The organism is Sphingobacterium multivorum (assembly GCF_900457465.1).
Lineage (GTDB): Bacteria > Bacteroidota > Bacteroidia > Sphingobacteriales > Sphingobacteriaceae > Sphingobacterium > Sphingobacterium multivorum.
In genome coordinates, this window is record NZ_UAUU01000008.1 from 525,127 (window position 1) to 551,681 (window position 26,555).

A 26,555-nucleotide genomic window follows, 5' to 3' on the forward strand; every position below is an offset into this window, starting at 1 on the left:
TTAGAGCAATTCACATGATACTTTTTGCAAACGCTAAACTAAATATTGGGCTGCAAGTCATTGCCAAGCGTACGGATGGTTATCATGAACTGAATAGCGTTTTCTATCCACTTCCGATTTACGATATTATCGAATTATTGGAAACGACTGCTGCGGAGACAACACTAAACATTCAAGGGGAACGTATCCCAGGGAATCTCCATGATAACCTTTGTATAAGAGCTTTTGAATTGTTGAAAAAAGATTATGGCATTCCACCCGTTTCCATTGATTTGGTCAAACAAATTCCGATTGGAGCAGGATTAGGCGGCGGTTCTGCGGACGCGTCTTTTGTTTTGAAAGGACTCAATACGCTCTTTCAATTGAATCTTACTGAAGAGCAGCTGGCGGGATACGCCGCAAAGCTAGGTGCCGATTGTCCTTTTTTTATCGCAAATAATCCTGTTTTTGCAACAGGTATTGGGACAGATTTTAAAGACTTAAATCTAAATCTGGATGGCTACCATCTTGTGGTAATTATGCCTAATATTCATATTTCTACGGCTGAGGCTTTTGCTGCTGTGCAACCTAAGGCACCGAAGTTAATTTGGAAGAAGCGATTCGTTTGCCCATCCAAGAGTGGAAGTTTCATATTCGAAATGATTTTGAGGATGGTATTTTCGAAAGTTACCCCTTGTTGAAAGAAATCAAAGAAACTTTATATCAAAAAGGAGCAATTTACGCTTCTATGTCAGGGTCCGGAGCAGCCATTTATGGTATATTTTGGGAAAAGACAGATTTAAGCGAACTTGCGAAATATGGCAAGATCTATTATCCGACCAAGCTTTAGAAGTAATATCGACTACTGAAAAAGGTGTTATGTATAGCTGTCCAAACAGGTTACATAACACCTTTTTTTATAATTAATACTCTTCTTCCACCTGATAGTTGATGAGTTCGCGAGCCTCGTTTAAGACCTTTTCTTTCCGTTCTTTTGTTAAGTTTAGGAGATCCAATTTTTCGGGATTACTGACGATATCTTTTACCAAAATAAGTTGATTTTTGAGCAGTTGCTGTTCCTCAAGGTCGGAAAGAGTTGTGAGACAAGTGACCGGATAGAAAACAGCTTTGTCTACTTTCTTTTTGATGCTATTTTCTTTTGGATAATCCCAAGAAAGCAAGTTGATATGATAGTATTTGGCAAAATCAATCGAGTCGGAGGTGAAGTATGCATTGGTAATCAGCCAGCCTTCTTGAAACTGCAGCTGTTTTCCAAAAAACTGATAATTGATATTGCTGATATCTTTGAATCTTGAAAGATAATACATGGGCGTCGTTACGGATATTTTTGCGTCAATATCGTTTCGAAATTTGCATTCGGCGGTGATCAGTTTACCGTCCTTATAGGCTACAACATCCAATTCATGGGAAACGGCATGTCCCTGTACGGTCTGTCCGGTGGTGCTTTCATATCCGATGGATCGCAGAAGGTGGGCAATGTATTTTTCGAAGTAGAAACCTTCGGGGCCAAGTTCACGCAGGGCTTTCTTAAGGCTGTAGCGAGCGGCGTAAGAATTTCGCACAGTTTTTAACGTATCAAAGGCCAGCTGATAGAGTTCTCTTGTTGAAATCCCATCATATATTTCGTTGAGTACCTTATCGTAGACCTGATTGACCTGGTCAGCATTGGCACCGGAACGAGAAAGCGAATGACGTAGCGATTCACCATTAAAGGGTACCAATTCACCAGAATATTTTTTAATTTGCATGTATCTCTAATTTGTTAAATACGAATATAAGAGATGTCGTCGGAGAAACAACATAAAAAACTATTATTCTATTCCTAAACTTTTTTAGGACACCATTTGTTTATAACATGTACGATAAATAAAATGGAGATAATTATGAGTAACCTACTAAACTTTGCATTTGATAAGATAAAAACAAAGATCGAAGATGATTGTATCGAAGAAAATATTGGCACCTCTGAGCGTGTTCTGTCGGTGATTGCCGGCGGATTCATATTGGGCTTGGGTGTTAAAAAACTTTTTAAATCACCACTGACTGGATTATCAGGATTGACCCTTGGCGGAGCGCTGATCTATCGCGGTGTAACTGGTCATTGTGATGTTAAGAAAGTGCTGGAAGATAAGGATATCAAAAAAGTAGAGGTGATTGAACACCGCTATTTTGTTAAATAACACAAAAAAAAGAGGAAGCTGTCTCAAATTTATTGAGGCAGCTTTTTTTATTAAATATGGCTATGCGATAGATTTGTGAGTTGTTTGTTGATTATTTCACAGAACTGTTCATTTGGGAAGAAAAAGAACAAAAAGTAGCTTTTAAGCTGCTTTTTTCCTTAGATTTTGCGCTATAGCCAATAAACCCCATTCTATGGACACTTTTTCCTTACCGCGGAGCATAAATCTTCGGAACCCGTGGTTCTGTTTTATGTTTCCAAAGACTGGTTCGACATCGTGACATCGCTGTTTTCTTTTGGCTATACCGACATCGCTGTTAAGCAATCCGTATGCTCTATCTTTATAAGCCTCAAGCTGTTCATTTATCTGGATGATTCTATTGCCCTGTGATTTGTGGCAAGCACCGTTCAATGGGCAGTTTGTGCAGTTTTTTGCCTGATATCTTTTTATTTTTTGCTCGAAACCTGTGGAGGTCTTTTGTGTAAATAGACCTATGCAGTTCATTTCCTGTCCCATTGGACAGATATAGCAATCTTTTGCAGGGTTATAATGTAGTTTATCAACGGAGAATGGCTTCTTGCCCGAATAACTCTTTTTCTGCTCCTTGTCAAACATACCATATTTCACATAGGCCCCAATGTTTTTCCCTTCTAGTAACGCATAGTTCTCCTGGCTGCCATAGCCAGCATCTGCGGTAATGGTTTTCAGTATTTCCCCAAAGCTCGCCTCATGTTGTGCCAGATGACCGGGTAGCGTTGTGGTATCTGTGGGGTTGGGATGTATGGTGTAATTGACGATGTATTGATTGGAAGTAGATATCTGAATGTTATAACCTGGTTTGAGCTGGCCATTTTTCATATGATCCTCTTTCATGCGCATAAAAGTAGCATCGGGATCTGTCTTGCTATAACTATTTCTATCTCCAAGCGTTACTTCCTGCTCTTCATATTGAACAATCTTGGCCGGGTAGTTTTTAGTCGCATAGCGCAACTTTGCCCTCATCTTCTTGCTTACCGAAGGTTTATCGGACAAGACCCGGTTCAGGTTATCGACCGTAGCCTGAACTTTTTCGCGGTCAATTGTTGTCAGATCGGGAGGTTCCGGAAGGTTGTCCTCTGCTTTGGCGATACTTTGGGCGTATTCCCAAATATCTTTTAAGGCAGCTTTCATCTTCTCCTTATTGGTCTGGATAGCTTTTTTCCAGACAAAGGTGTATTTGTTAGCATTGGCTTCAATCTTGGTGCCATCGGTGTAAACATCTTCTATACTCAGCAGACCTTCTTCGGATAGGAGTTTGACAACTTCTTCAAATACACTACGAAGTGCTTCTTTCAAACGAACGCCTCGAAATCTGTTGATGGTATTGTGGTCGGGATAGCTCATGCCGCTCAGCCACATGAAATTGATGTTCTCCCGGCACGCCGTTTCCAATTTGCGACTGCTGTAGACATTGCTTACGTAGCCAAACACCAAAACTTTCAACAACATCTGCGGATGATAACTGGAGCAGCCTTTTATCTTATAAGCGTCCAATAGGGACTGGATGTTGATCCGGTTGATTACATCGTTAACGATACGTACCGGATGACCTTTGGACACCAGTTCGTCCAAAGTTGGAGGAATGGCCATGATCTGGTCCTGATAGTAAGGCTTAAAAGTAGCTCTTTGAGATGGCATATATCCTTTTTGTTTACACTATAAATATATGAAAATCAAACCGTTAAAACAAATAATAAACCTTAGATAATGCAAAAAAAGAGACTGCCTTTTTGAGACAGCCTCCTCTTTTTTGTATTTATCTGTTTGAACAGGTGGGAATGATTATACATTAAAACGGAAGTGCATGATATCGCCATCTTGGACAATATATGTTTTTCCTTCCACCGATAACTTTCCAGCTTCTTTTACCGCATTTTCGGAGCCAAGCGTGACAAAATCGTCATACTTGATTACTTCAGCGCGGATAAACCCTTTTTCGAAATCTGTGTGGATTACACCTGCAGCCTGAGGGGCTGTAAATCCGTTCTCAATCGTCCAAGCGCGAACTTCCTGTACACCAGCGGTAAAATAAGTCGCCAAATTTAAAAGCGAATATGCAGCGCGGATGAGCTTATGTACGCCAGATTCTTCAAGACCCAAGTCGTCTAAAAACATCTTTCGTTCTTCGTAGCTTTCCAGTTGTGCGATTTCAGATTCGATCTGTGCTGAGATAATCAATACCTCGGCTTTTTCATCCTTTACAGCTTCCTTAACACGTTCTACGTAAGCGTTACCTGTATTAACAGAACCTTCGTCTACATTACATACATAAAGTACCGGTTTGGCTGTTAACAAGGCTAAATCCTGGATAAACTCAAAATCTTCCGCTTCAATCGCTGCTGTACGGGCGGATTTTCCAGCTTCAAGATGATCTTTGACGATTGATAGGATGTCAAACGTTCTTTTTGCATCTTTATCGCCGCCTGTTTTAGCCATTTTTTCTACCTTCTGGATACGTTTTACTACAGTGTCCAAATCTTTAAGCTGCAATTCGGTGTCAATGATTTCTTTATCTCTGATTGGGTCTACCGAACCATCTACGTGGATCACGTTCCCATCGTCAAAACATCTTAAAACGTGAATAATAGCATTTGTTGTACGAATATTTCCTAAGAATTGATTGCCTAAGCCTTCACCTTTTGAAGCTCCTTTCACAAGACCGGCGATGTCGACAATCTCGATGGTGTTTGGAACAATTCGTTGCGGGTTGACTAATTCAGCTAATTTATTGAGACGGGCATCCGGTACGGTAATTACCCCAACATTTGGTTCAATTGTACAAAATGGAAAGTTAGCCGCTTGCGCCTTCGCGTTCGACAAACAGTTAAATAATGTTGATTTACCGACGTTTGGTAAACCTACGATACCGCATTGTAAAGCCATATATAGTGCAAATTTTTGAAATTGCACAAAGATAGAAAATTCACTGTAATTTTTAGCTATCTTGTCGAATGGTTCATTGGTACAAAATTGAACATGCCGATTTTCTTAAAAATCAGGGCATCAGCGAACATAAATTCGGTGGAAAAATTATTTGTATTACCTGGCACGAAGACCAACTCTATGCTTTCTCGCCTAAATGTCCACATGCTGGGGCACCATTGAAAAATGGCTGGTGTGAACGTGGCAAAGTAATCTGTCCTTTTCATCGCCATGAATTCGATCTGGTGTCGGGAAGAGGTAATCCCGAACAGCATGATTTTATTCGCGTTTACCCCATAAAATTCGAAAACAACGATTATTATGTTGGCTTGGAATTAGGCTTCTGGGAGCGTTTATTTGCTTAAAAAGTAACGAAAGTATCATATCTCACCGCGTGAATCGTATATCTCGTTAGTAAATAAGTATATTTGCTGTCGAAAACAAATTAAAGACATGCAGGGGAAAAAGATTGGTATAATTGGTAGCGGAAGTTGGGCTACTGCTATGATCAAGATGCTATGTGAAAATGACCAAGACAAGCATATTTTTTGGTGGGTAAGAAAGGAAGAGGATGCAGAATATATTCAAAAATTCAAACATAACCCGACTTACCTGAGCAGTGTTTCGGTTGATCTTAGTATTACGACGATTGATACCGATGCTAAAAATGTAATTACTAATTCAGATATTGTCATTTTAAATACGCCTGCGGCCTATTTGAAGGATGCACTGGCCAATGTGACGAAGGAAGATTTTAGAAATAAAATTGTTGTTTCAGCCATCAAGGGGATTATTCCCAAAGATAATTTGATTATCGGTGAGTTTTTGGAGCAACGCTATGAGGTCGATATTGAACAGATCTGTGTGGTTGGTGGTCCCTGCCATGCGGAGGAAGTTGCCTTAGGCAAATTGTCTTATTTAACTTTCGGCTGTAAGAACCTGGATAGTGCAGCATTGGTTGCTTCCTTTCTGTCGTCAAGGGTTATCAAGACGATTCTTTCGGAAGATGTACTCGGAATAGAATTTGGTGCAGTATTGAAAAACATCTATGCGTTAGCTGGAGGTATCTGTCACGGCTTAGGTTACGGTGATAATTTTCAGGCTGTGCTGGTCTCCAATGCAATTCGCGAAATGCGTCGTTTTGTAGGTAAAGTAGATGGTGATACGTCAAGGGATGTGAATACTTCGGCTTATTTAGGGGATCTTTTGGTAACAGCCTATTCCCAATTTAGCCGAAATAGAACCTTTGGTAATATGATCGGAAAGGGCTACAGTGTACAATCTGCGCAGTTGGAAATGAATATGGTGGCTGAAGGGTATTACGCATCGGCATGTATTCAAGAGTATGCGAAAAAATATGCGGTGGAATTGCCAATATGCGATGCCGTGCATCAAATTTTGTATGAACACCTCCCTGCATCTAAAATTATTCAAGCATTGAGCGAAAAATTAACATAATAAAGTAGCAATAGAGTAGATGATAACAAAAGAAGCGATTGCTTTAGCTTATAAAGAAATTCAGGACGAAATATGTCAGGCGCTGGAGAAATTAGACGGATCGGCACGCTTTGAAGAAGAATTGTGGGAGCGTGAAGGCGGCGGTGGCGGTCGCACCAGGATCATTCAAAATGGTCAAATTTTTGAAAAAGGAGGCGTTAACTTTTCGTCTGTGTATGGCAAATTACCTGAAGCGATCAAAAAGTCATTTGCGGTGGAAGAAGATGATTTTTTTGCGACAGGAGTTTCCATTGTAATCCATCCAAACAATCCCTTCGTACCTATTATACACATGAATATCCGCTATTTTGAACTGAACGATCAGATTCGTTGGTTTGGCGGCGGTATTGATTTGACGCCGCATTATATCGATGAAGAGGATGCGCGTTATTTTCATCAGCAGCTGAAAGATGTCTGTGATAGACATGATTCTACCTACTATGAAAAGTTTAAAAATTGGGCGGATGATTATTTTTATATCAGACATCGCCAGGAAACACGTGGCATAGGAGGTGTATTTTACGATAAGTTGAATACTGAAAAAACGGGGGTGAGCATGGAAGATATTTTTGCTTTTTCCTGTGACCTTGGACGCACGTTTGCACCAACCTACACTGCATTGGTGGAGAAAAATCGACATAAAACCTTTACAGATCAACAGAAAAATTGGCAATTGATCCGTCGCGGACGCTATGTCGAATTTAACCTCGTATGGGATTCGGGGACTAAATTTGGACTTGAAACGAATGGTCGGATTGAGTCCATATTGATGAGTCTACCAGCCCAAGCCAATTGGGTATATGACTATCGTCCTGAAGAAGGCTCCGAAGAAGCCAAAACCTTATCTTTATTGCGAAAAGGTATTAACTGGATTTAAAAACATCGAAGAAAAAATAGATGGTTTCTTATCAAAAATTTACGTTGGAAAACGGCCTACGTGTATTGGTACACGAGGATCATAATACAGCCATGGCCTGCGTCAATATCTTGTACGATGTGGGAGCAAGGGATGAATCGCCGGAACAGACCGGATTTGCACACTTATTTGAACACCTGATGTTTGGTGGAAGTATCAATATTCCTAATTTCGATACCGAATTACAAAAAGTGGGTGGCGAGAATAATGCATTCACCAGCAACGATATTACAAATTATTACATCACTTTACCCTCTTCAAATCTAGAAACGGCATTGTGGTTGGAGTCGGACCGGATGTTAAGTTTGGCTTTTTCCGAACAAAGCCTCGAAGTGCAGCGGAATGTCGTGAGTGAAGAATTCAAACAGCGTTATTTGAATCAGCCTTATGGTGACGCTTGGCTAAAATTACGTCCATTAGCCTATCAGGTACATCCGTATCGTTGGGCAACCATCGGAAAAGAACTGAGCCATATTGAAGAGGCTACAATGGAAGATGTTAAAGCTTTTTTCAAGTTGCATTATAATCCGCAGAGCGCAATTATGGTCGTTTCTGGGGATGTGCATTTTGAGGAAGTAAAAGCTTTGACCGAAAAATGGTTTGGCGATATTGAGGCAGGCGAAAAATACAATCGCCAATTGCCTAAAGAACCCGCGCAAGATAAGATTAGGCGTGAAACGACTTGGGCAGAGGTGCCTTTGGATGCGCTTTATATGGCATTTCATGGACCTGCTCGATTGGAAGAGGGGTATTTTGCAATGGATCTTCTGTCGGACATTTTATCGAGGGGCTCTTCTTCACGTTTGTATCGTCGATTGGTAAAAGAGGGGCAGTTATTTAGTGAAATAAATGCTTATGTGATGGGAAGTATCGACAATAACCTCTTTGTTATTGAAGGAAAACCATCGGAAGGCATCTCGCTAGAGGAAGCTGAACGTGCGGTGTGGGCAGAATTGGAGGTCATAAAATCCGAGTTGGTGCCTGCAGCTGAATTGGAAAAAGTGAAGAATAAGATCGAATCGACAAATGTTTTTGCAGAACTATCAATTTTGGATAAAGCCATGAACTTGGCTTTCCATGAGTTGCTGGGGGATGCAGACGGCATTAACACAGAGGTTTCAAAATATTTGAAGGTGAGTGCTGAGGAAGTTCAACAGCAAGCTCAGGTTATTTTTAGACCGGAGAATGCTTCTATATTAATGTATAAATCAAAACAAGAGGAGGCTGTACATGTTGGATAGAACAAAAGCACCCGAGTTCCGTGAAATTGGAAATATAAGTTTGAAAGAACCAATCAAGAAGCAGTTTGCAAACGGATTGCCTGTCTATGTATTCCAGTCGCCCGAGCAGGAGCTGGTACGGATAGAATGGATCTTTGAGAATACCTATCTTGACGGTGCGGCTGAAAATCCGTTGTTAAATAGTACTTTAAGTGCATTGCTTAAGGAGGGGACAAAGACCATGTCGAGTGCAGAGATTGCAGATAAAGTGGATTTCTACGGAGCATTTCTTGTTCCTGAATATTCTTTTGACGTAACTTCTTTGTCGCTTTATACATTGAATAGACATAGTCAAGTACTCTTGCCGCTTGTAAAAGATATTCTGACGGAAGCATCGATTCCGCAACAGGAGTTAGATACCTATTTGCGTAATAACAAGCAAAAGTTTCAAGTTTCTATTCAGAAAAATGATTATCTGGCGAGACGCAAATTTTACAATTTGATCTTTGGTGAGAACAATCGTTATGGGCGTACACCAAAACTAACAGACTACGATGCAATTACGCGTGCGCAGCTGATCGAATTGTACCGTAGGGAAATTGTTCCTACCAATTGTACATTAATTGTTTCAGGTAATGTTTCTGAAGAGCTTTTGCAGGAGTTGGAGCAAATCTTCGGTGTCGATTGGCAAGGAGCAGCTGCTGTATCTCCTTCGGAAGTCCCAGTTTTGGTGCAAGGTTCAAATAACCTGGCTTATGAGGAAAAAGATAATGCCTTGCAGTCTGCCATTCGGTTAGGCTGTCAGACAATTGGAAGGGAACATCCCGATTATCCGGCATTACAATTTGTCAACACATTATTAGGTGGTTTTTTCGGTTCCCGCCTAATGCGCAATATCCGAGAAGAAAAAGGGTATACCTATAGCATTGGTTCGGCTGTTGCTACCTTGAAACATACTGGTTTTATGACCATTGTAACTGAAGTTGGGGTAGATGTAACACAGGCCACGTTGACTGAAATAGAAAAGGAGATCAATTTGTTGAAAACAACTTTGGCCTCCGAGGATGAGGTCAATCTTGTGAAGACCTATATGGAAGGTTCTATGTTGGGTTCGTTGGAAAGTATCTTTTCGCATGCCGACAAGTTCAAAAGTGTTTTGTTAAATGGGATGACATTGAACTATTATTCCTATTATATGGAACAGATCAGAAATATGTCGCCCGAGAAGGTGCAGCATCATGCCAATAAATACTTGGACTACGATGCCATGGTGAAGGTTGTTGTTGGGAAAATTAGTCAAGTAGAACCAGTTCATCAAGCGGTTGTAAATTAAATTTCTTAGACTACAAAAATCGAATACTACTTTGTATTTTTGGTTTTTGATAAAAAAGTGTATTATCCAGCATGGAATTAAAATTAAAAAGACCATTGGTATTTTTCGATTTGGAAACTACAGGTGTTAATGTAGCGACCGATCGTATTGTGGAAGTATCATTTCTGAAAGTGATGCCCAGTGGTGAAGAAACAGTCTATACAAAGAAGATCAATCCAGAAGTGCCTATCCCTGCGGAATCCTCTTTTTTTCACGGCATTTATGATGAAGATGTGAAGGATGCTCCTAATTTTAAAGCAATCGCAGTGGAACTTGCGGCTTTTATTGCCGATGGAGATCTCGCGGGCTATAATTCCAATAAATTCGATGTCCCAATGCTTATGGAAGAGTTTTTACGGGCAGGTGTTGATTTTTCATTGGGAGGTAGAGCATTTGTGGATGTTCAAAATATCTTCCATCAGATGGAACAACGTACGCTGAAAGCTGCATACAAGTTTTATTGCAACGAAAATCTTGAAAATGCGCATACAGCGGAAGCGGATGTTCGTGCCACATATGAGGTCTTGAAAGCGCAGCTGACAAAATATGAGGGTGCAGCATTCGAAGATAAACATGGGACAGTATCTTATCCTGTGGTAAACGATGTTGAGGCGTTGCATACGTTTACCAACCTAAGTAAGCCTGTAGATTTTGCCGGACGTCTCGTCTATAATGCCGAGGGATTGGAAACGATTAATTTTGGTAAACATAAAGGAAGACCTGTTATAGAAGTATTTGAGCAAGAGCCCAGTTACTACGCATGGATGCAGAATGGTGATTTTCCATTGTATACCAAGAAGGTCTTGGAGAATATCTGGAATCGGTATAAAAAGGAAAAGAGTGAGCAAAAGGCAAAAGCAGCTGCAGCCACCCATTCTGTAGAAGATAAAAAACTTGCGAAAAAGGAATTCAATCAACAAAAAGAAGAAGCGCCGCAGAACATTTCTTTGGATATGCTGAAAGGATTGCAAGATAAATTTAAAAAATAACGTTAATTAATAGCTTAGAAAAAGGATTATGGAATTCAAACAAGAAGTGGAACATGTACAGTGTTTGATTATTGGTTCGGGACCAGCAGGTTATACTGCCGCGATTTACGCAGCCCGTGCGGATATGAAACCAGTCGTTTATACCGGTATTGTGCCAGGGGGACAGTTGACTCAAACAACTGAGGTGGACAATTTCCCTGGTTATCCAAAAGGCATCACTGGACCAGTGATGATGGAAGATTTGCGCGAGCAAGCTGAACGCTTCGGAACTTCAGTGCGTTTTGGATATGTGACTAAAGTGGATTTTACAGGTGAGGTACACCGTGTTGAGATCGATGGAACAGTACAAGTTACCGCAGATACAGTGATTATTGCGACAGGAGCCACAGCAAAATGGTTAGGCTTGGAATCTGAACAAAAATACAATGGTTTTGGTGTTTCAGCATGTGCTGTATGTGATGGGTTCTTCTTTAAAAAACCAAGAGGTTGCTATTGTAGGTGCTGGGGATACAGCGGCAGAAGAAGCAACATATCTTGCAAAATTATGCTCAAAAGTACATATGTTGGTTCGCCGTGACGAGTTTCGTGCTTCTAAAGCAATGGTACATCGCGTTATGAATACACCAAATATCGAAGTTCACTACAATTCTGAGGCAAAAGAAGTCCTAGGAGATGGTCAGGTGGTGACCGGAATACGTGTTGTAAACAATAAAGACCAGTCTGAAAAAGATATCGAAGTAACAGGTTTCTTCGTTGCTATTGGGCATAAGCCTAATACCGAGCTTTTCACAGGTGTATTGGATATGGATGAAACAGGTTATTTAATTACAAAACCAGATAGTACTGCAACAAATATCCCGGGTGTTTTTGCTTGTGGTGATGTTCAGGATAACATCTTCCGTCAGGCAATCACTGCTGCAGGTACAGGTTGTATGGCAGCTTTGGAAGCTGAAAGATACTTAGCAGCTAAGGAAAGCGGCGAATAATCGCATGGAAATAATAAAAACGGGGCATTGTACAATGCCCCGTTTTTATTTACCTTCTTCCATTTCAAAAACACTATCGATTTTCCAATTTGCCTTATCTTTGGATGCTGCGACAGCTAAACGATCACAGCGCTCATTTAACGGATGCCCAGCATGGCCTTTTACCCATACAAGGCGTACGGTATGGAGCTTATAGGCGTTCATTAAGCGCAACCAAAGATCTTTGTTCTTTTTTCCCGCAAAACCTTTTTGTATCCAACCATATACCCATTTCTTATCAATGGCGTCAATGACGTATTTGGAGTCAGAATACACGGTAACATGTTGCTGTAGATTTTTCAATGCCTCGAGGCCGACGATCACAGCCATCAATTCCATCCTGTTGTTAGTCGTTTTGCGGTAACCGCCCGAAAACTCTTTCTCGATCAGTTTACCTTTAAAGGCTTCATTATCGCCTGTATAAATAGTTCTTAAGATGGTTCCGTAACCTCCAGGGCCCGGATTTCCACTTGAAGCCCCATCTGTATATAATTCGATCATACCGGCCAAATATACATGAAGTTTTTGTAAGCACATACAAACAGGTAAAAATGATCAAGACTAGTCCATATTTTGATGCTCGAAGTAGAAGAATTTTAACACTGCGACATGTTCAATCAATCCAACGATAGGGCATAGTGCTACAAGCATCAAAATTCATAGGTATTTAAGACTGACTTTATAGGTGTTTAAAAGGGACTTTACACGGCTTTATCCGAATGAGGTCCGAATGAGGTCCCTATAAAGTCCCTATGAGATCCGTTTAAATAATAGAAATATTCCCTTTGTGTTTTAAGCTTAAGCTAAGCGAAGTATGATGATAGATTTCAGCCGCTCTCCAACGTAATTTATCCCTTACATAATTGGATTGTGCTGATTTATGTGTATTTTGCCGGCTTAAACTCGTTATGTAATCGATAAAATAGCTTATGAAGTTTCGAAAGATTTCTCTTTTTGTTCTTTTGGCGTCCGCGTGCTTAAACGTTTCAGCGCAGAACAATGTATCACCGCAAAAAATGGATTGGTTTGAAGATGCCAAACTGGGTATTTTTATTCACTGGGGGATTTATTCTGTCGATGGAATATCAGAATCTTGGTCATTCTTCAATAATTACATCAACCATGACAATTATATCAAGCAACTGAATGGTTTTACAGCAAAGGATTATAGACCGAAGGAATGGGCCAAATTGATCAAAGAAGCCGGTGCGAAATACACGGTGATTACGACCAAACACCATGACGGGATCTCGATGTGGAATACGAAGGCTGATAAAGCGATCACGACATTACAAGACGCAGCTGCCAAACAGGATGTAATCACACCATTTGTGAAAGCCATACAAGAAGAAGGCTTGCATACTGGACTGTATTATTCTTTGCCCGATTGGAGCCATCCTTATTACGATGTTTTTACGCGCAATCGAAAAGGTTATGAATTGAAAAGTGAGCCTTCTCGTTGGGATAATTATGTAAAATATTACCAGAAGCAATTGACTGAGCTATCCGAACAGTATAAGCCCGAATTACTTTGGTTTGACGGGGATTGGGAGCATAGTGCCGAGGAGTGGAAAGCTAAAGAGACCTTGAATCTTTTGCGGAAGTATAATCCGAATATTATTATAAACTCGCGATTGAATCATCATGGAGATTACGATACACCTGAGCAAGGGATTCCAGTAACCCGTCCTGATGCTAAATTTTGGGAACTCTGTTATACCATGAATGATTCTTGGGGCTATCAACCCTTTGATAAAAAGTACAAATCACCGAATATGATCATTCGAACGTTGGTAGATTGTATTTCCATGGGTGGAAACCTATTGTTGGATATCGGTCCAAAGGCAGATGGAACGATCCCTGAGGAACAATTAAATATTTTGAAACAGCTGGGGCGATGGACACATAAGCATGCAGCTGCGATCTACGGTACAAGAGCCGGTATTCCATTTGTGAACTACGGCGGGAAATCTGCTTTATCAAAGGACGGAAAGACACTTTATCTGTATGTATACGAACAGAAACCCGAATTGCAGCTCAGAGGTTTGGTCAATCATACAGCCATTAAAGAAGTCTCAGTTGTTGGTGATGCATCCGCGAAAGTGAACGTTAAGTCTGAAAACGGAACCGTTCAAGTCGATTTAACGAAAGTAAACTTTGATCAGGACGTCACTGTGATTGCACTAACCTTTGCGGAGGCGCTTCGTTGGACTGCACCGCAAGATACTGAAGTTACGTTGAAATTTGTACTGGATAATAAGTTGACAGGTCGTGCTTTAGGTCAGATCGCTTCAACACTGCATGCCGGAAAAAATATCTTTGATAATTCCGGATTGACCGTGGATGGCTTAGAGACCAAATTGCCAAGTAGTAATGCGACTAATCCAACGGTATTAAAGTGGATTAAGGATCATGCCGAAGCACTTTATGAGACTGGAAAAGGCTTACCTGAAGGACATTATGAAGGACTAAGCGCGCTCTCTAAAGATCGCCAGACATTGTATCTGTTTGTCGAGGGAAAACCTACGGGTCCTATTGCACTAAAAGGTGTTAAAAATGGAGTCGCCAGGATCCGCGTGGTCGGTGAGGGCTCCATGATAAATCATGAGATTTTCAATAAGCTTTATTGGAGTAGCATCCCGGGTATTATCTACATTCAGGCACCAGCAGAGCGCTTGGATAAAAATATGACAGTTATTGCTGTTTTGTTGGATGCGCCAATACAACTATATCGCGAGAAAGTGGGCGCTATCGAAAATAACCTTTAAGAGGTCGGATAGCAATTAGCGTTGAAAAAAAGCCTGGGATAACAAAATATCCTGGGCTTTTTTGCGAGATATAAACTATGCTGATTTATTAATTCTGATCCATTTTCTTTCGGTATTCGGTGCATTTTCTCCTGAATTGTGGCGCAAAAGCATTTTTTATTATAACTTAGGCCTATGAATCCAATCAAAGCTGTTTTGATCCCAATTTTTGCTCTTCTTTGTGTTTGTTGTTCTTCCGGTGACGGAAGTAAATCCGAGCGATTGCGGGCAGATTCGTTAGTGAATGAAGTGGTCAATGGAAGGTTAGCTCTAGCAACATTAGCAGAGTCAAATGAATTTATGTATTTCAATGATAAATACTTTCATGAACCGGCTGATTTAAAGGTCATTCCGAAATTTGATAAGGTACAGATTCAAGTTGTTACTTATCGGATTTATCAGCATGTCAAATTAAAAAATAATCGCTATGTATTCAACGTGCAGAAAGCCAGTGAACTGCATATACCAAATAGCGCTTTTGTGTATTACCAACGTTCTTTTGATGATATGAACCGTAAGGCAGCCTTGAGTAAAGATTCGATCCGACTCGAGCTGCCGGATAATTATGCATCTTTGTTGATAAATGAATGATCTAGATCAGGCCTACAGACATGATGAAGGTCATATCAAAAGTCAATCTTAACTATACAATGGTGCAACAAATAGATTTAAGATGGAAAAGAAAAATATCGTTGTATTGACGGGGGCCGGTATTTCGGCTGAAAGCGGTATACCTACCTTTAGGGATGCCAATGGATTGTGGGAAGGACATGACGTCATGGAAGTTGCTTCCATTGAAGGTTGGCATAAAAATCCAGCCTTGGTGCAGGAGTTTTATAATCTGAGACGGAAAGCCGCTTTGGTCGCACAGGCAAATGCGGCTCATTATGCGCTGGTAAAATTGGAATCAGCATACCGGGTGAGTATTGTGACGCAGAATGTAGATCTACTGCATGAACAGGCAGGTTCATCCCATATCGTTCATTTGCACGGACGCCTGGATCAGTCGAAGTCATCTGTCGATGACCGTTTGGTGTATCCCATTGTTGGTGATGAGATCAAAATGGGCGATCTTTGTGAGAAGGGTAGTCAGCTGAGGCCAAATATAGTCTGGTTTGGAGAGGCTGTGCCGGCCATTGAGGAAGCGATAAGCCTGGTTTCGAAGGCCGATATTTTGATTATTGTGGGGACCTCCCTACAGGTTTATCCCGCTGCGGGACTTAAAGAATTTGCGCCTAGTCACTGTAAATCGTTTTTAATTGACAAAAAGATTCCTCATGACAACGCTTTACGTAATATACAGTGTTTTGAAGAATCGGCGACCATAGCTGTTCCTGAACTGGTAGAACAATTACTTAATTAAATGTTATATAGTCGTTTATAAAATAAGGGTTTATGAAGAAAATAATAGGGCTTCTTTGCATGTCCGTTGCTTTTGTTGCATGTCAAAATAATTCAGCGATCAAAGTAAATACGAGTTCAAATGATCAGCCTCTAACCTTGGATAGCGTTCAGGCCAAGCATCTGCTCAGTTTGCCACTGCATTGCATCGAAGTGGAATATCCCAATAAGCTGGGACAGGTACTCGGTAGTGATGGTGATCTAAAAGCACCGCGTACATTGCATCCAATTTTTTACGGTTGTTTTGACTGGCATTCTTCTGTACACGGGTATTGGTCAATTGTGCATATTTTGAAGGAATTTCCAAATTTGGATAGCTCAGGTGAAATTCGACGCCAATTGAACCGAAATATTACAGCAGAAAATGTGGCTGTTGAATTAGATTTCTTTCAAGATAAGAACAATAAGAACTTTGAGCGTACGTATGGCTGGGCTTGGTTGTTGCAGCTGCAGAAGGAATTATTAACTTGGGAAGATGCCGATGCAAAACGCTGGGCATCGAATCTTGAACCGTTGGTGAAACATGTGGTAAAATCGTATCAGGAATATTTGCCCAAATTGGTCTATCCGATCAGGACAGGCTATCATGATAATTCTGCCTTTGGCCTTTCGCTGTCCCTGGACTATGCAAGAAGCACGGGAAATGTGACGTTTGAAAAATCATTAATGACGAATGCTTCTCGTTTATACAGTCAGGATAAGAGCTGCAACATTTCTTTTGAGCCAAGTGGAAGCGATTTTCTTTCTCCTTGTCTTGAAGAAGCCCTTTGTATGAGTATGGTGCTGCAACAGGAGGATTACCGTAAATGGTTAAAGGATTTTATGCCAGATCTGTTTAATCCCGATTTCAATTTAGAACCAGGAATCGTGAAAGATCGAACCGACGGACATTTGGTCCATCTGGATGGACTTAATTTTAGTCGCGCCAACTGTTTAAACGGTATCGCCAAAGCGCTGCCTGAATTAAGTTATTTGCATAGGTTGGCGAATAAACATTTAAAGTATTCTTTGCCCAATATTACAACCAAGGATGATTACATGGGGTCACATTGGTTAGGTACTTTTGCACTCTATGCACTATCAAAGCATTGATTCGGGGAGATTATCTTCTCCCCATTTATCCATTAGGTTTAATATTTCCTCGAGCGAACGGCCGAGCTCGGTTAATTCATATTCTACCTTTGGGGGAACTTGCTGGTATACAATTCTATTAATCAGCTTGTCATGCTCCAGTTCCTTTAATTTGGCGATCAGCATACGTTCAGATATTCCCACGAGTCTTTTCCGCAACTCACTATAGCGGAGTTTACCTTCATTTAGCAAATAGGAAAGGATATTGATTTTCCATCTGCCACCTATGGTGGCCAAGGTAAATGCAATACCACAACGGTCTTTCCAGTATAGCTCATTAATGTGATTGGTTGAATTCTCTTTTCGCGGGTTCATACAAACTTTTTTGTTGGTATCATACAATCTTGTATGTACTGTTATTCCTGCAAATTAATAAAGAAATTTGTAGGAAAACAAAAAGTATAACATGGAAACGATTAAATCAGTCGCTCATTGGTTGAGCTATGCGTACTACCTTTATGTATTTGGATATGCATCATTATTCAAAGTTTTTCAAAAGAGCGCCATGTTGCAAAGCATGCAGTCCCTGGGTTTTAATAAGACTTGGACGATCATTATCGGAATAGGGGAACTAACGGGGGTAGTATTGCTCTTAATAGGTTTGTATAACCCGCAATTTAAGAATGTTGCAGTGCTGCTGTTGTTTCCATTTGCGGTTGCGGCGTTTACGGCACATATGGCGCATCAAGAGTATCATCATTTCTACAACTCCTTGCTGATGTGTGTACTTAGTATTGTGCTGTTGGCCACAGACAAAACCTTTAAAATTATACTTTAAATCCTGCGTCAGCTTTAGCATGATCATTAGAAAATTAGGATTATTTTATAGCTTAATTTTCTAATGATCCTATGTTATCCGGAAGCAAGTGGTGCTGGAGATGCAAGAGGGAAAATAATGTGATAGACTACAATTATAAGCGGTATGGCAAGCCGGTCGATAACCGAAAATATAGGAGCGACTTGATCGGTTGTAAATCGTGATTTGTGCTAATTTAACTCTGTTGATTTATGCTGGGATATTTTGTTTTTCTACCTTTTTATTGCGTTTTTATTGGTATAAGTAAAGTTTTCGCGCTGTTTTTTTTAGATATACATTTTTTAGCAAGTTAGAAAAAGACTATAAAATTCAAGATTTGTGCTACTCTACACGATCAAACTTATAATACATTTGATCTATCAATCCCATAGGGATGTTACATGCTATGTATAGGTATTTAAGACAACTTTTAATGGTTTTGCCCATTGTTTTTTTCTGTCTGTTTTTTACAGGTAAAATAAACAAGGATGTCTTTTCACATACTGCCTATAAAAACACCTCAAAAACGGCAATAACTTCTTCACAATCCCATTTCGATTTTTATGTCGGATCGATCGAAGAATGCTCGTTCGAATGGCGTTATGATCAACATTTAGCATATGCCGTTCGGCTCTGTACCTTGGGACTGATTCTACCAATTTTCTTGCTATTTGCGGATAAGAAGTCATGGCATAGTTTTTATGAACTCCAAAATAAATATCTATCGAACAGGCTGCCAGACAGGTGTATCCTATACCATTCCTTTAAAATTTTCGGTTAAATCCCTTTTCCTTTTCGTGAATATAATCGGTTGGGTCGACAGACGGCTATAAAACCGATTTAATAAATCATTTGCTTGAAGAAAGCGGCTTAATCAGCTGCTTTGCTATTAAATCATTTATATGAACACAACACTTTACGCATTAGCTATTACAGCTATTACGATCAGTTTTTTTCATACTGCATCGGGGCCAGACCATTATCTGCCATTTATTGTATTGTCCAAATCGAAAAAATGGTCGTTGGGGAAAACCATATTATGGACCATTATATGTGGGCTTGGGCATGTTTTCAGTTCGGTCATACTGGGGATTATTGGCGTTTATCTTGGATGGCAGCTCAATAAGATCAGCTGGTTGCAGGACGTGCGCGGCAATGTTTCGAGTTGGGCACTATTTATTTTTGGACTTGGATATTTGATTTACGGGATCTGGAAAATGTCAAAGAAGCATTCTCATAAGCATTTTGATGTGATGGGTGATGAGGTGTATGTGCATGAACACACGCATGGGAAAAGCACATCAGGGCATCATCACCATCATCAAAAAACGAAGGTAACGCCTTTGGTATTATTTGCAATTTTCGTCATGGGACCATCGGAACCATTGATTCCACTTTTATTTTTTTCAGGTGCTCACCGCTCAATGCCAGAGGTGATTACACTGATTAGCACCTTTACCATCACAACAGTGGCAACCATGGTTGGGATGGTCTTGTTGGGAATTTATGGTTATAATTTGCTCAACACCGAAAAACTTGATCGCTATGTACACGCTATTAGTGGTGCTGTCCTGTCAATTTGCGGTGCGGGGATGTTATTTCTGGGATGGTAATTTTTTAAATAGGATATGAACAAACATCAAATCACCCTTTTTATAAGCCTAATGGCTACTACACACAGTTATGCCCAGCAACATGTAATTCAGGGAACTGTGAAAGATAAGGATAGTAAACAGAGATTAGAAGAAGTCAATATATATTACCAACGTGGAATAAAACATAGTCATACAGCATCGAATGGTACTTTTTCCGTACAGCCGGGAACATTTCCGGATACTTTATTGTTGAGCCGGATTGGCTATCTCGATCAGGTATACATCCTAAAAGAAGCGAAGTCTCCGATTGAAATCGAGATGCAAAAAAATGAAGTGCAGTTGAGTCAAATTCAGGTGGATGCATTCAATAGCAGTAAAACATTGAGCAAAGTTGATTTAAGTAAGATTCCCGTTAATTCGGCGCAAGATCTGTTACGAAAAGTTCCCGGGCTCTTTATAGCACAGCATGCCGGTGGTGGAAAGGCTGAGCAAATATTTTTGCGTGGATTTGATAATGATCACGGTACAGATATTGCCATTACTGCAGATGGCATTCCCGTTAATATGGTCTCTCATGCGCACGGTCAAGGATACGCAGATCTCCATTTTATTATTCCAGAAACGGTAAAAGACATTGATTTTGGCAAGGGTGCTTATTATGCAGACAAAGGCGATTTGAACACATCGGGTTATGTTAATTTTACGACCTTGGATCATTTGGATCATAATCTTTTTAAGGTTGAAGGCGGTTCTTTTGATTCCTGGCGTACCGTGGCCATGCTTAATCTGCTGAATAACCATGAGCAGAATAAATATGCCTATGCCGCAGGAGAGTTCAATTATTCGAATGGTCCTTTTGACATCAAGCAAAATTTTAGTCGTGTCAATCTATTTGCGAAATATAATCAGTGGATCTATGAGAAACATTATATCAATCTCCAGGGGTCCATATTCAGTTCGGGTTGGAATGCATCGGGTCAGATTCCGGAGCGGGCTGTTCGTCAGGGACTGATTAGCCGTTGGGGTTCGATTGATTCTACAGAAGGCGGGAATACATCCCGCATGAATTTGGCGATGCAATACCGTGCGCTGATCAGTGATCAGGAAAGCTGGGAAAGCAATGTTTACTTCTCGCGCTATAAATTTCAGTTGTTTTCGGATTTTACTTTCTTTCTGAAAGACCCCATTCATGGCGATGAAATAGAGCAGGTTGATAATCGATACTTGTACGGTATCGAAAACAAATACAATCGCCAATTTCATTTTGATCATAGTCAGCTTTCTTGGACATCGGGGTTTGGGCTCCGAATGGATGATATCAAAGATCTTCAACTGAACCATGTCTATCAGCGCGACGAATTATTGGATCGGCTTTCGCATATTTCGGGTGTAGAAATGAATCTTCATGCCTATAGCAATCTGGATTGGCGTATTGGAAAATGGACGATTAATCCTGCATTACGTGTCGATCACTTGATTTTCAACTTGCATGATAAGCTGAAAAGTGATCCTGCAGGGCAAGAGGCTTCTGCAACAAGAATCAGCCCAAAGCTGAACTTTGGATATACGTTCAATCATAGCGCCCAAATCTATTTGAAAACGGGTATGGGATTTCATTCCAACGATATCAGGGTGGTGATGGAACAACAGGGAAAAGATATTATGCCCATTTCCTTTGGTGCAGATCTTGGCTTGATCTGGAAGCCAACTGATAACCTTTTTATTCAGCCTGCTTTATGGGGGTTATACCTGCAGCAAGAATTTGTGTACGTCGGGGATGAAGCTGTTGTAGAGCCTTCAGGCAAAACGAAACGTCTGGGGGCTGATTTGAGTCTACGCTATCAAGCTACTCCATGGTTATATTTTGATGGCGACATCAACTATGCTTACGCGCGGGCAATTGACCAACCAAAAGGCGAAAACTATATCCCGCTGGTACCTTCTTTAACAAGTACAGGGGGAGTATCTGTGAAGCTACCGCTCGGCATTTCGGCCAATTTGCGCTATCGTTATATGAATACAAAACCAGCGAAAGAAGATAATTCGGTACGTGCTAAAGGTTATTTGGTCAATGATCTCTTGCTGAACTATGGCGTGGGAAGATGGAATTTTTTGTTGCAGATCCAAAACGTATTTGACACCAAATGGAATGAAGCACAGTTTGAGACAGAGACTCGATTAAGAAATGAACAACAGCCCGTTTCTGAATTGCATTTCACCCCTGGAACACCTTTTATGGTAAAAGCTGGCCTGTCCTATAAATTCTAAAGACTGGGTAAAGTGGTCGCCTTAAAATTTTCCTTTGTATCTTTAATAGGAATTATAAGTCCTTATAAATGATGTATTATGGAAAAGAGTAAGTTACTTCGAATGGATAATATGGGTATCGTGGTGGAGTCGTTGGACAACGCGATTTCGTTTTTTTCAGAACTTGGTTTACATTTGGAGGGAAGGGCACAGATTAAAGGGGAATGGGCAGGTCGAATAACAGGTCTCGGTGCTCAGCATGTGGAGATCGCCATGATGGTGACACCAGATGGGCATAGCCGATTGGAGCTTTCAAGATTTATTGATCCAGCGATAATTGCAGATCATAGAAACGCTCCGGTCAATGCCTTGGGGTATTTGCGGGCAATGTTTACCGTTGAAGATATCGATGATGTGCTGCGGCGACTCATTGACAATCATGGAGCTGTGCTGGTCGGGGAGGTGGTACAATATGAAAATGCGTATCGTCTATGTTATCTAAGGGGAGTAGAGGGATTATTGATTGGTTTAGCACAACCGCTGTAAGGTAATCGATATGAAGCGGTAAAAGACAGCTATAGGAATAATTACAAGGCAAGTGATAGGAATTGAATCTTTGTACGAAAAAAGAAAATTTAAGAAATTTCTATGTTTTACAAAATAAATAGGAAACTAAGACGTTATTGATACAAATACTTTTCATAAAATAGGTTAATATATGGCTAAGACCCTAGAGTTCCCCGCTCTAGGGCTTTTTTGTAATTATACGTCCGGGAAAAACGAAATTTTGTACAATCTGTCTGGATCGCGTTCTTTCCTGATCAATAAAGCGAAATTTAGCTACTTGATGAAAGCCATGAGGAGGGCCTAAGAATCTATTTTTTAGATGCTGTTTTCAGCGATGAACTCGTCGTTATCACTGGTTTTGCAATTTTGCCCAAACTGGATATAAATTAGGCAATTTTTGAACATGTGGTCATTAGTATAATCACACATAAGACGAGTAATATAATAACAGATGTGGTGTAAGGCGTTCTTCTCATAATACTTTTTTTTACTTAGTAGTTTACAAAAGCCGTGCCTTTATTTTTAGAACTTGCAGTAAGTCTGGTTGTTGTAGCTTCGTGTCTACAAGGCGTCGATATGAATAAGGAAATGATATGTTTGAAAAGGCTTTTGCCGATGTCTTGTGCATCGATTGTGGAATTAATGGATCTGGTTCCTATTGTTCGTTTGAAACGATGTTTTTTTTGATAGTCTATAGACGATGAGAATACCCAAAAGCATTACAATCGTATAGGCAATAAACGCGATGTTTTCAGACTGATGTTCGCTACCCTTTGCAACACTTTCTACCCATAACCCCGTATTATTTTTAAATCCAAACGCCCAATGGGTTAGGTTCCAGCCGAAGTGTAGTCCGATAGATAGTGCAATATTGCGGGTTCTTAGTACTGCAAGACCAAAGAGTACAGCTCCAAGTCCTGAACCCAGTACTGCCGCCTTTAGTGTAAAACCGGTAAATAAATGTTCTAAAATAAAAACAAGTACCATAATTGAGAAGGCCACAACAGTGCCGAGTTTATCTTTCAATCGCCATAAGAAATAGGTTCTAAAGACCAACTCTTCCCGACAGGCGACGAAAAAGTATAGAAGAATATGTATTGTCAGTATTTTTGGGTCGATAAATACCTGTTTTTTAAAAGATACTTCGGCAAAATTTGTTAATATTATAACCATAAGGCCGACCATAACAAAACCTAAGCATAAGCCAGCGCTAAAATTGAGCACACTCTTTTTGTTAAATCCTAACCCAATTTGAGAAAAACTAATTTTATCCCAAGCTTTAAACAGGTAAACTAAAGCCAAGCTGAGGAATGTCGCGAGGCAGAGTGAAAGTAAATCAGGCAACGCTGTCTGTTTGGTCACAGCGGCAGCGAAAGCAAACAACACCAGCGAAGCCACGTAAAATAATATTACTTTTAGGTATATGGTTTCTCTTTTCATTTTCTAACTGTTTGGTAAACGTGAATTTACACTATTTTTGAAAAAATAGTGAAGGTTATCTGAAAGAGTGGTGTGCTTTTTGTTTATAGGGGAGAAAGATTAGAGAAATAATAATATGAAGTATCCTTATTTAGGAATTAGTATGGTATGTGCGGCCCTAGCGAGCATGGCCAATTCAAAGGCTGTATTTGCCGGAGAGCAATTAGCTGTTCAACACATTGAATATGTGCAGGTAAATTCAGACTCATTGAAGGTTGAACAATTAGCAACAGCGCTGAGAATGATGAAGCCTATCAGTTCGGCTGATTTTAAGGCAAAGTTCAAACCGGAAATCAATGGATTTAAGCTCACAGAGGTGACGGCTTTCGAGGATGCGGAGTCAGGATCTTACGCAACGGCAAACTATGTGAAGGGAGAGCAAAATATTTATTTGATGGTTACCGACGGAGCCGGTCCAGGTTCGGATCAGGTAAAGTTAAATTTGATGAACTATATCGACCTAAAATCAATTGAAGACCTAGGAACCAAAATGCAGGTTAAGCCTTACAAAGGTTGGCTGGCGTCTTTTGACTGGAGCATGTTTGAAAACGATGGTTTGACTAGCATTCAATATCTCGAATCAAATCGATTTGCAACTGTCTCTTCAGCAAATAATGTAGCAATTGAAGAATTAGAGAGTTTTTTGAATAGTTTTAGTCTATAAGAAAATTGGCACAGTCCCGGAACCTTTAATCAAAGCCGGGACTCAGTCCATCAAACCGATTTAATCCATTCCCCGACTGCTAATAGTCGTTAAATATCTATATCTTCCGAGCCTTTCTTTCCGTAATTTCCCAGATTATCCGCTCTATAGCTGCGCTTGTTGATGCAATATTTTATTGTTTATTGCTTATTTTTCTTATATTAGGTAATAAACCAGCAAATTGTGTCTATGTTCAATCTAAATCGGAGAAAATTTATTCAAGGAGCGGGAGCAGTCTTAACTTTATCCGCTTTGCAAGTTAAAGGTCTGTCGTTTAAAGATGCGATTAAAAATTTTCGGGTCGGATTGATCGGTGCGGGTTGGTATGGGAAGAGTGATTTGTTCCGTTTAATGCAGGTTCGGGATGTTGATGTTATCGCCATATGTGATGTTGACGACAACCATTTGCAGGAGGCGGGGCGATTAACTGCTGAGCGCCAGGTTTCAAAAAAGGTTCCAAAGCTTTATAGAGATTATAAGGAGATGCTCGCTAACCATAAATTCGATCTTATCCTTATTGGCACACCGGATCACTGGCATGCAAGACAGGCTATAGACGCGATGCGTGCGGGGGCTCACCTTTATTTGCAGAAACCCATCAGTGTGGATGTACTTGAGGGCGATGCCATATGGCGCGCGGCTAGAAAATATAACCGGAAAGTGCAGGTAGGGACCCAACGGCGGAGTACGGCGCATCTCATCGACGCTAAGAAGCGGGTGGTCGATAGCGGCCTGCTTGGTAAGGTTTCGCATGTGGAGATGTGCTGCTACTATCATATGCGGAAAAATGGTAACCCGCCTACACAACAAGTTCCAGAGTTCTTAGATTATGAGTTATGGACAGGACCGGCACCTTTACGAGCTTATGATGGTTTACCGCATGGCAGCTGGTGGCGAACCTTTATGGCTTATGGAAATGGGATAACCGGCGATATGGGAATGCATATGTTTGATACGGTACGTTGGCTTTTGCAACTTAAATGGCCCAAAAGCGTGAGTGCCAAAGGCGGTATTTATGTCCAAAAAGAAGGCAAATCGACGATTGCAGATACGCAGACCGCTCTATTTGAATACGAAGATCTTAACTGTGTCTGGCAGCATAGAACATGGGGAGCAGCAACAGACCCTGAATATCCTTGGGCATTTGTTATATACGGTGACAAAGGTACTTTAAAGGGAAGTGTGATGAAATATGAGTTCATTCCCATCGGAGAAGGTGAGACTATCCGAAAGGATGTTATCTTAGAAAAAGAGACGTTTCCTAAAGATCTGGAAGAGCATCGAATAGAACTGCATACAGCTCCGGCAACGCGACGACACATGCTCGATCTTTTATCAGCAATTGAAAATAATCACCTACCTGTAGCCGATATTGAAGAAGGCTATATCTCCACCGCAAGTTGCATATTAGCCAATTTGTCGATGGAGTTGAATCGGCCCCTGATTTATGATCCTACGCAAAAAATATGTATTAATGACCCTGAAGCAACTCAATTATTGCAGAGAGGGTATCGCAGTCCATGGCAACATCCGTAATAAAAATATCAAGCGACAGATACCGGCAAATGGAAAAAACGCACCCGTCAAAATATGCCATGCATATGGACCGACTTGGCATTTATCAATATATAGAACGTTCCTGACCTAACGGCAAAGGGATCCAATAGAT

General features: G+C 40.5%; 25 protein-coding genes and 1 pseudogene. 20 read left to right on the top strand and 6 right to left on the bottom strand.

What is annotated here, in order from left to right:
* The first annotated feature begins 14 nt into the window (after nt 1-14).
* Entirely contained in the window at nt 15-680 is a 666-nt protein-coding gene (gene ispE / locus DTA23_RS10765; RefSeq protein ID WP_370445085.1) for a 4-(cytidine 5'-diphospho)-2-C-methyl-D-erythritol kinase, read from the top strand.
* Nucleotides 677-829 carry a hypothetical protein gene (locus DTA23_RS30355; RefSeq protein ID WP_370445086.1) on the top strand — a complete coding sequence of 51 codons (153 nt, stop codon included), beginning with the start codon at nt 677-679 and terminating at the stop codon, nt 827-829. Before ispE ends, DTA23_RS30355 begins: the two co-directional genes overlap by 4 nt.
* Nucleotides 830-902: 73 nt before the next feature.
* Here DTA23_RS30355 and DTA23_RS10770 read toward each other — a convergent pair whose 3' ends face one another.
* Complete coding sequence (locus tag DTA23_RS10770) at nt 903-1,748, bottom strand: ATP cone domain-containing protein (protein WP_112374691.1); 846 nt, start codon at nt 1,746-1,748, stop codon at nt 903-905.
* A gap of 135 nt (nt 1,749-1,883) precedes the next feature.
* On the opposite strand from DTA23_RS10770, the gene DTA23_RS10775 reads away from it, so the two are divergent.
* A complete protein-coding gene (locus DTA23_RS10775) occupies nt 1,884-2,180 on the top strand; it encodes a YgaP family membrane protein (protein WP_046676248.1) in 297 nt (98 codons plus the stop codon).
* Between the two features lie 141 nt (nt 2,181-2,321).
* Here the strand turns inward: DTA23_RS10775 and DTA23_RS10780 are convergent, their stop codons facing one another.
* On the bottom strand, nt 2,322-3,857 hold the full coding sequence (locus DTA23_RS10780) for an IS1182 family transposase (protein WP_112373764.1): 1,536 nt from the start codon (nt 3,855-3,857) through the stop codon (nt 2,322-2,324).
* Nucleotides 3,858-4,001: 144 nt separating this feature from the next.
* On the bottom strand, nt 4,002-5,102 hold the full coding sequence (ychF, locus tag DTA23_RS10785; protein ID WP_112374692.1) for a redox-regulated ATPase YchF: 1,101 nt from the start codon (nt 5,100-5,102) through the stop codon (nt 4,002-4,004).
* Nucleotides 5,103-5,170: 68 nt separating this feature from the next.
* Here ychF and DTA23_RS10790 point away from each other — a divergent pair, with 68 nt between their 5' ends.
* The 7 genes and pseudogenes from DTA23_RS10790 to trxB all read left to right on the top strand — a co-directional run bounded on the left by DTA23_RS10790 (nt 5,171) and on the right by trxB (nt 12,121).
* Nucleotides 5,171-5,506: a Rieske (2Fe-2S) protein gene (locus tag DTA23_RS10790; protein WP_112374693.1), complete on the top strand. Its 336-nt coding sequence runs from the start codon at nt 5,171-5,173 to the stop codon at nt 5,504-5,506.
* A gap of 88 nt (nt 5,507-5,594) precedes the next feature.
* Complete coding sequence (locus DTA23_RS10795; RefSeq protein ID WP_070560849.1) at nt 5,595-6,599, top strand: NAD(P)H-dependent glycerol-3-phosphate dehydrogenase; 1,005 nt, start codon at nt 5,595-5,597, stop codon at nt 6,597-6,599.
* A gap of 19 nt (nt 6,600-6,618) precedes the next feature.
* Complete coding sequence (gene hemF / locus DTA23_RS10800; protein ID WP_070560847.1) at nt 6,619-7,515, top strand: oxygen-dependent coproporphyrinogen oxidase; 897 nt, start codon at nt 6,619-6,621, stop codon at nt 7,513-7,515.
* A gap of 20 nt (nt 7,516-7,535) precedes the next feature.
* Entirely contained in the window at nt 7,536-8,795 is a 1,260-nt protein-coding gene (locus DTA23_RS10805) for a M16 family metallopeptidase (protein WP_112374694.1), read from the top strand.
* Nucleotides 8,785-10,107, top strand: a complete 1,323-nt coding sequence (locus DTA23_RS10810) for a M16 family metallopeptidase (protein WP_112374695.1) — start codon at nt 8,785-8,787, stop codon at nt 10,105-10,107. The genes DTA23_RS10805 and DTA23_RS10810 overlap by 11 nt, the downstream gene beginning before the upstream one ends.
* Before the next feature lie 71 nt (nt 10,108-10,178).
* Complete coding sequence (locus tag DTA23_RS10815; RefSeq protein WP_112374696.1) at nt 10,179-11,135, top strand: 3'-5' exonuclease; 957 nt, start codon at nt 10,179-10,181, stop codon at nt 11,133-11,135.
* Nucleotides 11,136-11,163: 28 nt separating this feature from the next.
* Nucleotides 11,164-12,121, top strand: a pseudogene (trxB, locus tag DTA23_RS10820) (thioredoxin-disulfide reductase).
* 45 nt (nt 12,122-12,166) lie between these two features.
* On the opposite strand, the gene rnhA reads toward trxB, so the two are convergent.
* Nucleotides 12,167-12,661: a ribonuclease HI gene (gene rnhA, locus DTA23_RS10825; protein WP_112374834.1), complete on the bottom strand. Its 495-nt coding sequence runs from the start codon at nt 12,659-12,661 to the stop codon at nt 12,167-12,169.
* A 428-nt stretch (nt 12,662-13,089) separates the two neighbouring features.
* Between rnhA and DTA23_RS10830 the strand changes: the two genes are divergently transcribed.
* The 4 genes from DTA23_RS10830 (at nt 13,090) to DTA23_RS10845 (ending at nt 17,460) form a co-directional block, all read left to right on the top strand.
* On the top strand, nt 13,090-14,928 hold the full coding sequence (locus DTA23_RS10830) for an alpha-L-fucosidase (protein ID WP_112374697.1): 1,839 nt from the start codon (nt 13,090-13,092) through the stop codon (nt 14,926-14,928).
* Between the two features lie 174 nt (nt 14,929-15,102).
* Nucleotides 15,103-15,558: a hypothetical protein gene (locus tag DTA23_RS10835; RefSeq protein ID WP_112374698.1), complete on the top strand. Its 456-nt coding sequence runs from the start codon at nt 15,103-15,105 to the stop codon at nt 15,556-15,558.
* 82 nt (nt 15,559-15,640) lie between these two features.
* Nucleotides 15,641-16,330 carry an SIR2 family NAD-dependent protein deacylase gene (locus tag DTA23_RS10840; RefSeq protein WP_046676258.1) on the top strand — a complete coding sequence of 230 codons (690 nt, stop codon included), beginning with the start codon at nt 15,641-15,643 and terminating at the stop codon, nt 16,328-16,330.
* A 32-nt stretch (nt 16,331-16,362) separates the two neighbouring features.
* Entirely contained in the window at nt 16,363-17,460 is a 1,098-nt protein-coding gene (locus tag DTA23_RS10845) for a DUF2891 domain-containing protein (RefSeq protein WP_070560832.1), read from the top strand.
* Here the strand turns inward: DTA23_RS10845 and DTA23_RS10850 are convergent.
* Entirely contained in the window at nt 17,449-17,814 is a 366-nt protein-coding gene (locus tag DTA23_RS10850; RefSeq protein ID WP_112374699.1) for a winged helix-turn-helix transcriptional regulator, read from the bottom strand. The genes DTA23_RS10845 and DTA23_RS10850 overlap by 12 nt on opposite strands.
* Nucleotides 17,815-17,905: 91 nt before the next feature.
* On the opposite strand from DTA23_RS10850, the gene DTA23_RS10855 reads away from it, so the two are divergent.
* The 4 genes from DTA23_RS10855 to DTA23_RS10870 all read left to right on the top strand — a co-directional run bounded on the left by DTA23_RS10855 (nt 17,906) and on the right by DTA23_RS10870 (nt 22,683).
* On the top strand, nt 17,906-18,277 hold the full coding sequence (locus tag DTA23_RS10855; RefSeq protein ID WP_112374700.1) for a DoxX family protein: 372 nt from the start codon (nt 17,906-17,908) through the stop codon (nt 18,275-18,277).
* Nucleotides 18,278-19,197: 920 nt separating this feature from the next.
* On the top strand, nt 19,198-19,908 hold the full coding sequence (locus DTA23_RS10860; protein WP_046676263.1) for a membrane protein: 711 nt from the start codon (nt 19,198-19,200) through the stop codon (nt 19,906-19,908).
* A gap of 15 nt (nt 19,909-19,923) precedes the next feature.
* Nucleotides 19,924-22,158, top strand: coding sequence for a TonB-dependent receptor (locus DTA23_RS10865; RefSeq protein WP_172462382.1), 2,235 nt, complete (start codon nt 19,924-19,926; stop codon nt 22,156-22,158).
* A gap of 78 nt (nt 22,159-22,236) precedes the next feature.
* Nucleotides 22,237-22,683 (top strand): VOC family protein, encoded by a 447-nt coding sequence (locus DTA23_RS10870; RefSeq protein ID WP_112374702.1) that lies wholly within the window; start codon nt 22,237-22,239, stop codon nt 22,681-22,683.
* 660 nt (nt 22,684-23,343) lie between these two features.
* Here the strand turns inward: DTA23_RS10870 and DTA23_RS10875 are convergent.
* Nucleotides 23,344-24,144: a CPBP family intramembrane glutamic endopeptidase gene (locus tag DTA23_RS10875; protein ID WP_112374703.1), complete on the bottom strand. Its 801-nt coding sequence runs from the start codon at nt 24,142-24,144 to the stop codon at nt 23,344-23,346.
* Nucleotides 24,145-24,259: 115 nt separating this feature from the next.
* Here DTA23_RS10875 and DTA23_RS10880 point away from each other — a divergent pair, with 115 nt between their 5' ends.
* Together DTA23_RS10880 and DTA23_RS10885 are read left to right on the top strand one after the other, a co-directional pair.
* Entirely contained in the window at nt 24,260-24,847 is a 588-nt protein-coding gene (locus DTA23_RS10880; RefSeq protein WP_112374704.1) for a hypothetical protein, read from the top strand.
* Nucleotides 24,848-25,075: 228 nt separating this feature from the next.
* Nucleotides 25,076-26,422: a Gfo/Idh/MocA family protein gene (locus DTA23_RS10885; RefSeq protein WP_239468869.1), complete on the top strand. Its 1,347-nt coding sequence runs from the start codon at nt 25,076-25,078 to the stop codon at nt 26,420-26,422.
* The last annotated feature ends 133 nt before the right edge of the window (nt 26,423-26,555 follow it).